Origin of the sequence: Streptomyces sp. NPDC050085 (assembly GCF_044460595.1) — a bacterium.
In the GTDB taxonomy this organism is placed as follows: domain Bacteria; phylum Actinomycetota; class Actinomycetes; order Streptomycetales; family Streptomycetaceae; genus Streptomyces.
The window spans coordinates 56,218-67,838 of record NZ_JBITJZ010000009.1 but is presented as its reverse complement, the minus strand read 5'-3'; the positions used below and the strand labels follow the sequence as shown (position 1 = coordinate 67,838).

The window sequence follows — 11,621 nt, the reverse complement described above, 5'->3', positions numbered from 1 at the left end:
GAGCCCGATGAGCCAGGCGGCACAGAACCTGAACTGGTTGATCACCAACTTCGTGGACAACACCCCCGGGGTGTCCCACACCGTGGTGGTCTCCGCCGACGGACTCCTTCTGGCGATGTCCGAAGGGTTCCCCCGCGACCGCGCCGACCAGTTGGCGGCCGTCGCGTCGGGACTGACCTCGCTGACCGCGGGCGCGTCCCGCATCTTCGAGGGCGGCGCGGTGAACCAGACGGTTGTGGAGATGGAGCGGGGATTCCTCTTCATCATGTCCATCTCCGACGGTTCTTCGCTCGCCGTCCTTGCACACCCCGAGGCGGACATTGGCCTCGTTGGGTACGAGATGGCCCTTCTTGTCGACCGCGCGGGCTCGGTTCTCACCCCCGACCTGCGTGCGGAGCTTCAGGGAAGCCTTCTCAACTAACAGACAGGCGGTGCGTTTTCGCGTCCCGTGGCCGTAAAGTTTCGGGACGCGGCTCCACAGTGATGGTGCCCAGCGCAGTCGGAGGAGGAGTACGTGTCTGGTTCAGCAACACCCCCGAGCGGTTCGTCGGCCAACTGGCCGCCCTACGGCCCTGCCCAGGGTCAGGGTCAGGCCGGTGCGGGCGACGGCTCGAACCGGTACAACTTCCCCTCGACCCCCTCTGTGCCTTCTGGCCCTTCGGCGCCGAGCCATGCCCGGCCGACCCGGCAGCCCGGTCCCTACGACCAGCCGCCGGCGCCGCGCATCCAGCCTGTTCAGCCGCAGCCGCGCCCTGACGCGAGGCCCGCGCCCGCTGCGAACAATCCCCTGGTGCGCCCGTACGCCATGACGGGCGGCCGCACCAGGCCGCGCTACCAGCTCGCCATCGAGGCGCTGGTGCACACCACCGCGCAGCCGCACCAGTTGCAGGGCCAACTGCCCGAGCACCAGCGGATCTGCAACCTCTGCCGGGAGATCAAGTCGGTGGCCGAGATCTCGGCCCTGCTGACGATCCCCCTCGGCGTGGCCAGGATTCTCGTCGCCGACTTGGCGGAGGCGGGCCTGGTCGCCATCCATCAGCCCGGCGGCGACGAGAACGCCGGCGGCCAGCCAGACGTGACTTTGCTCGAAAGGGTGCTCAGTGGACTTCGCAAGCTCTAGCGGAGGGCCGGCAACTCCAAGTCGTTCCACCACGTCCGCGAAGATCGTGGTGGCCGGCGGGTTCGGTGTCGGCAAGACGACCTTCGTGGGCGCCGTGTCCGAGATCAACCCGCTGCGCACCGAGGCCGTCATGACGTCCGCGTCCGCGGGCATCGACGACCTGACCCACACCGGGGACAAGACGACCACCACGGTCGCCATGGACTTCGGCCGCATCACGCTCGACCAGGACCTGATCCTCTACCTGTTCGGCACGCCGGGACAGGACCGCTTCTGGTTCATGTGGGACGACCTCGTGCGCGGCGCGATCGGCGCCGTCGTCCTGGTCGACACCCGCCGCCTCGCCGACTGCTTCCCCGCGGTCGACTACTTCGAGAACTCGGGCCTGCCCTTCGTCATCGCCCTCAACGGCTTCGACGGCAACCAGCCGTACAACCCGGACGAGGTCCGCGAGGCGCTGCAGATCGGCCCCGACACCCCGATCATCACGACGGACGCCCGACACCGGGCCGACGCCAAGTCGACGCTGATCACGCTCGTCGAGCACGCGCTGATGGCGCGACTGCGCTAGTCACGGCCCAGTTCGTGCCGAAGGGCCGCACCCCTTGCCCCTGGGTGCGGCCCTTCGGCGTGTCCGGATTCAGCCGGCGAGGGCCTCGGCCCGCTCGGCGAGGGCCTCGTTCATGGCCCGGAACTGCGGCAGGGTACGGGAGTTCAGGTAGCCCGCGGCGAAGGGCACGGCAACTCCGGTGAAGCGTTCGCTCTGGGTCAGGCGGACGCGGCCGGGGCCGAGCCGCTCGATGCTGAAGCGGTGTTCTCCGTCCGCGATCCACCCCGGGCCCATCTTCCCCAGCCACCTCAACTCCCGCCCCGCGTCGGCCACTTGGACCCGGGGCTCGAAGGTGCTGTCGCCGCCCGAGTCGTGCAGGACGATCTTCAGCCGGGCCCCCTCGTCGAGCCTGCCGCCGGACGAGGTCACGCGGGCGGAGGTCATGAACGGGTTCCAGTCCCGATAGGCCGGGAGGTCCGACAGCACCTGCCAGACGTCCTCGGGCGAGGCGTCTATCTCGATCGACGCGGTCAGCCGCGTGGCGTGCAGCTGGGCCCACGTGGTGTATCCGGCGAGGAGGGCGACCAACGCCCCCAGCACCACGAGCAGTCGGGGTCTACGCGTGAGCAGCGACGTACGAGCCATCAGGGGTTCCTCTTTCGTCGGTGTCCGGCGGGGATGATGGACGGTCAGGCGGACGCGCCACGCAGCGCGTCGGCGACGAGGTGCTCCACGTACGCCTCGTCGAGGGGGCGCCCCGTGATGAGGAGCCGGTAGTAGAGCGCGCCGGCGAGCTGGTCGAAGAGGACCTCCGGGTCGATGCCGGTGCGCAACTCGCCCTGGTCCCTTGCCTGTTCGAGCAGGCCCAGCACGAGCGCGTTGCGGCGCCGGAACATCTCCTGGACGGCCGCGCCGACGTCCTGGTGGCGGGCGGCCGCGGCGGCGACCTCCGCGACCAGCCCCGCGGAGCTGTCCCCCGACGTCGCGGGGCGGCCCGCCCGGCGCATGCGGTCGAGCCCGGAGACGATCGCGGTGAGGTAGCGGACGAGGTCGGCCCGGACGTCGCCGCTGTACTCGACCGGCACGGTGTCCTGGAACCGCCCGACCACGGCGACGATCAGATGGTCCTTGGTGGGCCATCTGCGGTACAGCGTGGTCTTCGCGACTCCTGCCCGCGACGCCGCTTCGTCGACCGAGAACCGGTCGTATCCGCGCTCGATCAGCAGCGCGAGAGCCGCGTCGACGATCCGTGCGTCCGCACCCTCGCTGCGCGGCCTGCCGCGCCGGACCGTCGGCTCCTTCTCGGTGTCCATGCGCCCGCCCTCTTTTTCGCTACGGCCGTTTCGTAAAGCAGCGTAGAGCCCTCCCCGGGATTTTCGCAACGGATGTATCGAAAATGTGCGGGCTCACGAGAACGGCACACGAAAAGGCCCCGCCTCCTTCCCCGGGAGACGGGACCTTCGATGCGTGCGGGGTGCGTCAGCGCCAGCTGTGCGGCGCGCGGAAGCCGGGCTCGCGCTCGAGGCGGCGCCAGGCGGCACGGGTCTTGCGGCCGTGGTGGGCCGGGGCCTCGGGGGTGGCGGAGGCGCGGGCCAGGAGGATGGCGGTGATGGCCGCGACTTCCTCGGGCTCGGCGTGGCCCTTCTCGACGCGGATGTCAGGGGTGGACATGCGGCAGGTCTCCTAGGGAGTGGGTACTGCGGGTTACTGCGGGGGGTTGCCGTGCTTGCGGGCCGGCAGGTCGGCGTGCTTGCTGCGCAGCATCGCGAGCGAGCGGATGAGGACCTCGCGGGTGGCCGCGGGGTCGATCACGTCGTCCACGAGGCCGCGCTCGGCCGCGTAGTAGGGGTGCATGAGCTCGGCCTTGTACTCCTTGACCATCTTCTTGCGCATGGCCTCGGGGTCGTCGGCGTCAGCGATCTGCCGGCGGAAGATCACGTTGGCCGCACCCTCGGCGCCCATCACGGCGATCTCGTTGGTCGGCCAGGCGTAGGTGAGGTCGGCGCCGATGGACTGGCTGTCCATGACGATGTAGGCACCTCCGTACGCCTTGCGCAGGATGAGCGAGATCCGCGGCACGGTGGCGTTGCAGTACGCGTACAGCAGCTTCGCGCCGTGCCGGATGATCCCGCCGTGCTCCTGGTCGACTCCGGGGAGGAACCCCGGCACGTCGAGGAGGGTCACGATGGGGATATTGAAAGCGTCGCACATTTGGACAAAGCGGGCAGCTTTTTCGCTGGCCTCGATGTCCAGGACGCCCGCGAGGGACTGCGGCTGGTTGGCGACGATGCCGACGACCTGGCCGTCCAGGCGGGCAAGCGCGCAGATGATGTTGCGCGCCCAGCGCTCGTGGACCTCGAGGTAGTCGCCGTCGTCGACGAGCTCCTCGATGACCTTGGCCATGTCGTACGGGCGGTTGCCGTCGGCCGGAACCAGGTCCAGCAGGACGTCCGAGCGGCGGTCCGCCGGGTCGTCGGACTCGACGGTCGGCGGGTTCTCGCGGTTGTTCTGCGGGAGCATCGAGATCAGGTAGCGGACCTCGGCGATGCAGGTCTCCTCGTCGTCGTACGCGAAGTGCGCGACGCCCGAGGTCTCGGCGTGCACGTCGGCGCCGCCCAGGCCGTTCTGCGTGATGTTCTCGCCGGTGACCGCCTTGACGACGTCCGGTCCGGTGATGAACATCTGCGAGGTCTCACGGACCATGAAGACGAAGTCCGTCAGTGCCGGGCTGTAGGCCGCGCCGCCCGCGCACGGGCCGAGCATCACCGAGATCTGCGGGATGACACCCGACGCCTTGGTGTTGCGCTGGAAGATGCCGCCGTAGCCCGCGAGGGCGGAGACGCCCTCCTGGATACGGGCGCCCGCGCCGTCGTTCAGGGAGACCAGCGGGGCACCGGCCGCGATGGCCATGTCCATGATCTTGTGGATCTTCGTGGCGTGGGCCTCGCCCAGGGCGCCGCCGAAGATCCGGAAGTCGTGTGCGTAGACGAAGACCGTGCGGCCCTCGACCGTGCCCCAGCCGGTGATGACACCGTCGGTGTAGGGCTTCTTCGCCTCCAAGCCGAAGCCGACCGCGCGGTGCCGGCGCAGCTGCTCGACCTCGTTGAACGATCCCTCGTCCAGGAGCAGCTCGATGCGCTCGCGCGCCGTCAGCTTGCCCTTGGCGTGCTGCGCCTCGGTCGCCTTGTCGCTGGGTCCGCGCAGGGCCTGCTCACGGATCGCGTGCAGCTCGGCCACGCGCCCACGCGCGTCGGTGGGCTCGCCCTCGGGGGAGTCGTCCAAAACGGTCATGTAGTGACCTTACGAAGCCGACCAAGAAAACGGGCCGTCGACTCTGTACAGTCTCCGGCCCGTTTTCCTGGTAGGCCCGAACAGAACCCCGGCGTCATGCAGCCGAAGCTACTGCTCAGGCCCCCGTCGGCTTGTAGGGGTCACACAAAGGCGACGCGTGAGAGGCCTGTCACACTCCGCAGTGGAAGCGGGCGTCGCCCCAGTCCGCGTGGTCGTTCCCGTTGCCGTCGCCGCCGTCCCCGACGATCAGGTCGACATACTTGGCGCCGGTCACGTCGGCGGTCAGCGACCAGGCCGCGTCGGTGGCCTTGAGGACCGGCGACTTCACCTTCTCGGTGCCGTCGGCCGCCACCGAGAATTGCACACTCCCCCGGCTGGTCTGTACGTCGTCGACGCCGACCTGGGCGGTGACGGACGTGCACCGGCCGCCGAGGTAGTAGCGGACCTTGGCGGGGGCGTGCGTGCCCAGACCCTTGGCGTAGGAGACGCCGCCGATCTTGAGCGGGGTGCCGTCGCCCTGGCCCTGTTCGCCGACCGAGAGGTCACGCTCGACCGGGCCCCAGCCGTTCTCCGCCGACGTCCAGTCCATGTCACTGGCGTACGTGTCCTTGGTGGGCGGCGGCGGGAGCGTGCGGACCGCGGCGAGCGCCGCGAGGGTACGGCTCGCGCCGCCGACCGTGTACGTGGCCTTCGCGTGCAGCTCGTACGGCTGGTACGCGGCGTCGGCGGGCGGGGTGACCTGCCAGGTGGTGGTGGCCGTGGCGCCGGGTGCGACCGGGTCGAGCGCGACGGGTCCGGCCGGTTCGGCCTTCCAGCCCTCGGGCAGGGCAAGGGAGACGGACGCGTCCGTGACCGGCTGGGCCTCGTAGTTGGTGAAGGTCGTCTCCACCTTGTTGGGCTGTCCGGGCTCCAGGGTCTCCCCCGCCCGCACTGCGAGGGTGCCGCAGGCGGCCGGTTCCTTCGCCGGGCCGAGGTCGGTCACGGTGAAGTCGTCGAGGACGAAGTCCGCGCCGTCCGGGGCGCCGGGCAGCTTGCGCAGACCGGTCCAGGTGTCGCCGCAGCCCGCCGTGACCGTGGTGGTGAAGTGTCCGGTCGTACGCTGCTGGGCGATCGGGACGGCGGCCGTCTCGACGGCGTCGGCGCCGCGATCGTAGCCGCTGATCCACTGGTAGGCGCCCGCGTGGCTCGACTGGTAGGAGAAGTCGACCTTGTAGGCGTGGCCGTCCTTCAGGGGGACGTCGGACGTGGACGTGCGGTAGACGACGCCGTCGTTCTCCTCGTGCGACTTGAGGGATTCGGAGCCGTCGCCGATGACGTCGTCGGTCAGCTTTCCGTTCCAACCGGCCTGCGTGTACGGGGCGTTCTTCTGCGCGATGTGCGTCCGCGGGTCGGTGACGCCGCCCGCGTCGCCCTTGTCGAAGGGGCCCCAGCCCTGGTCGACGTCCTCGAAGTCCTCGTGGACGACCGTGCCGGGCTCGGTGGTCGGGGCGTTCGCGACGACGCGTACGTCGTCGACGCGGACCTTGGATCCCTTCGTGTCGGCGGCCGCGGCGATGCGCAGGGTCGGATTGCCGTGCGCGGGCGCGGTGAAGTTCACCTTCATCCGCTGCATGTGGGTGCCGCTCCAGTCGCTCGCCGCCATCGTGTTCGCCAGCGTCGAGCGGTCGGTGCCCGTGGTGGCCCCGCCCGCCGACAGTGTCGTACGGCGGGAGGCGCCCGGCTGGACCTCGACCCAGGCGGATGCGGTGTAGCGCTTGCCCGGCTCAAGTCCCTTCAGGGGCTGGGAGATCGCGGCCGCTGCGGTCCCGGTGAGGGCGGCGCTGTTGCGGCCGTTCGCGTCGGTGTCGCGGGCGACCGTGCCGCTCTTGTCCCAGCCGGTCAGGCGGGCGTCGTTGAACCCGGGGTCCTTCACTCCGGTGCCCTCGCCCCAGGCCGGGTCGGTGGCGCGCGGGGTGCGGGCGGCCGGGTAGAGGACGTAGGGCTGACCGGCGTCGGCCTTCAGGGTGACCTTGCCATCGGCACCGGTGCGGACGGTGCCGGTCTTCACGCGGCCGTTGTCGGTGAGCTTGTAGACGGTGTACGAGCCGCGCGGCACGGCCCAACTGGTCGTCCCGCCCTGCTTGTTGTAGTGGTAGAGCTTCGCCTCGCCGTCCTCGGACTTCCAGGGCAGCAGGTAGCTGTCGCCGTCGAGGACCAGGCGGCCGTGATCGTAGAAGGCGCGCTTGCCGTTCTCGACGGTGCCGCGCAGGCCGCCGGTGAAGGTGACGTCGTTGCCGTCCCATCGGGTGATCTGCTGGTGCTGGAGGTACTTGGCGGGCAGGTCGCGCTGCCAGACGTTGGCGTAGAAGTCGTTCCAGTCGTTCTCGCCCGTCCAGCCCTCGAAGTCGACGAGGGCGCTCTGACCGAGGACCGGGTCGTTGTTCCAGACGTCCTTCTCGCTGTTCCGGATGAACCGGATGATCTTCGAGTTGAGGCCCTTGTTCGTGGCGCCGCCGTAGTCGAGGTCGTTGGCCCAGTGCGACCACAGGGACTGCCGCTCGAACTTGTCGGCCCACTCGGTGGCCATGTTCCAGCCCTGGCCGTTGATGGCCTTCGCGGTCTGCTCGGCGATCCAGCCGTGCGTGTAGTACACGTCGACGTAGACCGTGGTGAGGTTCGTGTCGGTCTCGTCGCGCAGCTGCTTGAAGCGGGCGGCGAGGTCGCCGCTGTCGATGTCGCGGCGCTGGTTGATGTAGTAGCTCTGGTCGAGCCAGTTCCAGCCGGGCGCCTTGGGGTCGATCAGGTCGTCCTTGAAGTGCTTGGCGACGGGGTACGCCTCGGTGGCGTTGACGTGGACGCCGAACTCGGCGCCGTACTTCTTGCCCGCCTCGAGCAGCTTGTTGAGGTCCTTCAGGCCGCCCGCGCGCTGGTTGGTGTTGCCGCCGTAGTCGGGGTGCGCGGAGTCGTGGCCCTCGGAGGCGTACCCCTTGAGCAGCGCGAACTGGCCGAGGTCGTCCGTCGCGAGCGAGATCCGCTTCACGTCGTCGAGGGTGCGCAGGAACGGGTGCTGGGCCTGGCTCGCGAAGTTGAACGGGATGTGGGTGATGACCCGGTCCGCGGTCCCCTCGCCGCCCTTGGGCTTGATGCCGATGGAGCGGAAGGCGACGGCGCCGTCCTGCCAGTCGACCTTCCCGTCGGCGTTGGCGTCGGGCGTCACGACGACCTTCGCCCACGGAAGGTCCGCGCCGGAGGCGGGAGTCGGCGCTCCGTCGCCGCGGTACGTCCACTGCCCGGACCAGACGCCGACGCGCGTGCTGCCGTCGGCGTCCTTGCGGGCCTGGTGCCAGAACCGGGCGTCGTCGCCGCCGGTGGCGCCGCTCGGCTTGTCGTACGTGGAGTTGGACTCGACGGCCGCCGCGAGCTGCCCCGTGTTGACGATCGCGTACGAGGCTCCGGTCGCGGACTGCTCGGCCGGGGTGTCCGCGGTGACCTTGCCGAAGACGTCGGCGGTGCGGGTGGAGTCCGGGTCGAGCTTGGTGAACGCGGTCTGCGCGCCGGTGTCCGTACTGCCCACGGAGACCAGGTCGTGGCCGGGGATGTCGATCGTGCCGACCCGGAAGGCGGCGGTGTCGCGCACGGCCGTCACCTTGAAGGTCGTGGTCCGGCCGGAGACGGCGAGCGTCGCGTCGATCTCGACGCCCGGGAGGTCGGGGAACGTGAGCGTGTACGCCGCCTGCGCGCCGCTGACCGCGGGTGCGGCCTTGAGATGGACGGCGTACGCCTTGCCGTTGAGGGTGACCTCGGTGACGGGCCTGGTGCTGCCGAGGAGGCGGGCGCCGGTCGCGTCCGCGTAGGCCAGGACGCGGGGGAAGTCTTCGGCGACGGTGACCTTCAGCTGCGGGGAGGCCAGGACGAGGCCGGGGGGCTCGTCCTGCGCCTCCTTCGCGGCCACCGGGGCCGCGAGCGCGACCACGGTGGCTGTCGCCAGGGCCAGGGCATGAGGGGCTCGGGATCTTCGGGACATGGGGTCTGGGTATCGGCGGAGCCCATAGCGGGTCAACGTTTCCGGGCGGCACCCCTTGCCGCAGTCCAACAATCGGTTCCGGGAAGTCCAAGTTGCCGTCGCGGGGCTCTGCCCCGGACCCCGCTCCTCAAACGCCGGAGGGGCTGGATTTCAGAGCCCCTGCGTAGATCGCACGGGAACCCAACTCCTCCTCGATCCGGATCAGTTGGTTGTACTTGGCCGTGCGGTCGGAGCGGGACAGGGAGCCCGTCTTGATCTGGCCGCAGCCCGTGGCGACGGCCAGGTCCGCGATCGTCGTGTCCTCCGTCTCGCCCGAGCGGTGCGAGACGACCACCGCCCAGCCGGCCCGGCGCGCGGCGGACACCGTGCCGAGCGCCTCCGTCAACGTACCGATCTGGTTGACCTTGACCAGGACCGCGTTGCCGACGCCCGTCCGGATGCCTTCGCGGACGAGTGCCTCGTTCGTGCAGAACACGTCGTCGCCGGTGAGCTGGCAGCGGTCGCCGACGCGGCCGGTCAGTGCGCGCCAGCCGTCGAGGTCGTCCTCGGCCATCGGGTCCTCGACGGACACGATCGGGTACGCGTCGATCAACTTGGCCAGGTAGTCGACCTGTTCGGCCGAGGTGCGGCGCACGCCCTCGCCCGTGTACGCGTACACGCCGTCCCGGTGGAACTCCGACGACGCCGGGTCCATGACGAGCCCGATGTCCGCGCCCGGCCGGTACCCGGTGCGCTCGATCGCGGCCATGACGAAGTCCAGGGCCTCCTCGGCGGTGCGCAGCGCGGGTGCGAAGCCGCCCTCGTCGCCGACGCCGGTGGAGTGCCCCGCGGCGAGGAGGTCGCGGCGCAGCGTGTGGAAGACCTCGGAGCCCATGCGGACGGCCTCGGCGAACGTGGCCGCGCCGACCGGGGCGATCATGAACTCCTGGAAGTCGAGCGGATTGTCGGCGTGGGCGCCGCCGTTGACGATGTTCATCATCGGCATCGGCAGGACGCGGGCGTCGGCGCCGCCGAGGTAGCGGTAGAGCGGCTGGCGGTGTGCGGCGGCGGCCGCCTTCGCGGCGGCGAGGGAGACGCCGAGCAGGGCGTTCGCGCCGAGCCTGGCCTTGGTGGGCGTGCCGTCGAGCGCGATCAGCGCGGCGTCGAGGCCGGCCTGGTCGTCGGCGTCGCGCCCGGTGACCGCGGCGGCGATCTCGCCCTTGACGTGGGCGACCGCGCTGTCGACGCCCTTTCCGTGCCAGCGCCTCGGGTCGCCGTCGCGCAGTTCCACGGCTTCGCGGGCTCCGGTGGAGGCGCCGGAGGGGACGGTGGCGCGGCCCAGGGATCCGTCGGCGAGGGCGACGTCCACCTCGACGGTGGGGTTGCCGCGACTGTCGAGGACGGCGCGGGCGGTGACGGATTCGATGACGGTGGGTCCAACTGCCTTGACGGACATGAGAGTTCCTCAGGGTGGTTGCCTGCCGGGCCCCGGCTGCGACGACGCTGGCGCTGAGCCCGACGAGAAAAACTCTACAGCATTGCTGTTCAGTCCATCTGTTCAGTTCTGCTGTTCAGCTCTGCTGTTCAGTCAGGCTGCGCAGCCCTGCTGCACAGCAGAGCTGCGGGTTAAAGTGCCCTATGCCCACCCCGGAATCCGCCGCCGTAGCCGTCGAACTGCGTACCGCGATGGGCAGGCTCACGCGCCGCGTGCAGCACGAGGACCGGATTCCGCACGGCCAGGTCGCCGTACTCGGCGTCCTGGACCGGGACGGCGCCATGACCACCAGCGATCTCGCGGCGGACCAGCGCGTGCGTCCGCAGTCGATGGCCCGCGCGGTCGGCCTCCTCGCGGAGCAGGGCCTGGTCACCCGCCGCCCGCACCCCACGGACGGCCGCAAGTCCCTGGTGGAGCTTTCGCCCGCCGGGCGGGCCGCCCTGGAGACGGAGCGCGGCCGCAGGGCAGGCTGGCTGGCGCAGGCCATCGAGCGGGAACTCACCACGCAGGAGCGGGAGTTGCTGGCGCGCGGCGCCACCCTCATGGAGCGGCTCGCCGCGCACTAGCGCGCCCTGCGGCCACGAGGTCAGCAGCCGCCGCAGTTGTAGTAGAGGACGTCCCAGTGGTTGCCCTCGTCGGCGTAGATGTTCCCGGAGCCGGACTTGTACTGCGGTGCGCCGTCACCTCGTAGGCCGATGTACGTGAAGGTGCCCTTGATGTAGTTCGTGACGCAGGTGTTCTTGCCGTAGTCGAGCTTGTAGCCGTTCCAGTGCGAGTACGTGCCGCTCGCATGGCCCGTCTCCGTGCCACCGGTGATGTTCAGGGCGCAGCCGCTGGCCCGCTTGAGGGTCTGGGCGCCCTGGGCCGTGGGGAGATTGAGCTGGTCGAAGGACGTACAGGTGGCGTTGTTGCGGTCGGAGCAGCCGCCGGACGACGACCAGGTGATGCCCACCTCGCGGAACATCGAGGTGGCGGTGGCGTGGCTGATCTTCGTGACGGCGAAGGCGTCGGTGGCCGTGGTGAGCACGCCGAAGCCGGGGGCAACGAGGGCGCCGGTGGTGAGCGCGAGGGCGGTGAATGCCGAGCGGATGCGCATCGGGGGTCCTTTCCTGCTGTCGACTGCACGGGCTGAGTGAGCTGTGAGACGGCTGTGATGCAGGTGGAGCGAGCAAGGAGATGGTGC

11 protein-coding genes are annotated in these 11,621 nt (G+C 70.2%); 4 read left to right on the top strand and 7 right to left on the bottom strand.

The window, feature by feature from the left end:
* Window positions 1-7 precede the first annotated feature (7 nt).
* From ACIBUY_RS29575 to ACIBUY_RS29565, 3 genes are all read left to right on the top strand, one after another.
* Window positions 8-421 carry a roadblock/LC7 domain-containing protein gene (locus ACIBUY_RS29575; RefSeq protein ID WP_005311461.1) on the top strand — a complete coding sequence of 138 codons (414 nt, stop codon included), beginning with the start codon at window positions 8-10 and terminating at the stop codon, window positions 419-421.
* A 93-nt stretch (window positions 422-514) separates the two neighbouring features.
* On the top strand, window positions 515-1,120 hold the full coding sequence (locus ACIBUY_RS29570; RefSeq protein ID WP_365572767.1) for a DUF742 domain-containing protein: 606 nt from the start codon (window positions 515-517) through the stop codon (window positions 1,118-1,120).
* Complete coding sequence (locus tag ACIBUY_RS29565) at window positions 1,101-1,691, top strand: ATP/GTP-binding protein (protein WP_207826694.1); 591 nt, start codon at window positions 1,101-1,103, stop codon at window positions 1,689-1,691. Before ACIBUY_RS29570 ends, ACIBUY_RS29565 begins: the two co-directional genes overlap by 20 nt.
* Window positions 1,692-1,760: 69 nt before the next feature.
* Here ACIBUY_RS29565 and ACIBUY_RS29560 read toward each other — a convergent pair whose 3' ends face one another.
* The 6 genes from ACIBUY_RS29560 to eno all read right to left on the bottom strand — a co-directional run bounded on the left by ACIBUY_RS29560 (window position 1,761) and on the right by eno (window position 10,399).
* Window positions 1,761-2,315 carry an SRPBCC domain-containing protein gene (locus tag ACIBUY_RS29560; protein WP_365572770.1) on the bottom strand — a complete coding sequence of 185 codons (555 nt, stop codon included), beginning with the start codon at window positions 2,313-2,315 and terminating at the stop codon, window positions 1,761-1,763.
* Window positions 2,316-2,359: 44 nt separating this feature from the next.
* Window positions 2,360-2,983, bottom strand: coding sequence for a TetR/AcrR family transcriptional regulator (locus ACIBUY_RS29555; RefSeq protein WP_399154248.1), 624 nt, complete (start codon window positions 2,981-2,983; stop codon window positions 2,360-2,362).
* A 166-nt stretch (window positions 2,984-3,149) separates the two neighbouring features.
* Entirely contained in the window at window positions 3,150-3,341 is a 192-nt protein-coding gene (locus ACIBUY_RS29550; protein WP_365572776.1) for an acyl-CoA carboxylase subunit epsilon, read from the bottom strand.
* Window positions 3,342-3,374: 33 nt separating this feature from the next.
* Window positions 3,375-4,961, bottom strand: coding sequence for an acyl-CoA carboxylase subunit beta (locus ACIBUY_RS29545; protein WP_399154247.1), 1,587 nt, complete (start codon window positions 4,959-4,961; stop codon window positions 3,375-3,377).
* Window positions 4,962-5,130: 169 nt separating this feature from the next.
* Window positions 5,131-8,964: an endo-alpha-N-acetylgalactosaminidase family protein gene (locus ACIBUY_RS29540; protein WP_399154246.1), complete on the bottom strand. Its 3,834-nt coding sequence runs from the start codon at window positions 8,962-8,964 to the stop codon at window positions 5,131-5,133.
* A gap of 127 nt (window positions 8,965-9,091) precedes the next feature.
* Entirely contained in the window at window positions 9,092-10,399 is a 1,308-nt protein-coding gene (gene eno, locus ACIBUY_RS29535; protein WP_365572785.1) for a phosphopyruvate hydratase, read from the bottom strand.
* A gap of 182 nt (window positions 10,400-10,581) precedes the next feature.
* On the opposite strand from eno, the gene ACIBUY_RS29530 reads away from it, so the two are divergent.
* On the top strand, window positions 10,582-11,004 hold the full coding sequence (locus ACIBUY_RS29530) for a MarR family winged helix-turn-helix transcriptional regulator (protein WP_399154245.1): 423 nt from the start codon (window positions 10,582-10,584) through the stop codon (window positions 11,002-11,004).
* 20 nt (window positions 11,005-11,024) lie between these two features.
* Here the strand turns inward: ACIBUY_RS29530 and ACIBUY_RS29525 are convergent, their stop codons facing one another.
* The gene (locus tag ACIBUY_RS29525; RefSeq protein WP_399154244.1) at window positions 11,025-11,534 is read right to left on the bottom strand and encodes a hypothetical protein; all 510 of its coding nucleotides are present in this window, start codon (window positions 11,532-11,534) and stop codon (window positions 11,025-11,027) included.
* Window positions 11,535-11,621: the final 87 nt, after the last annotated feature.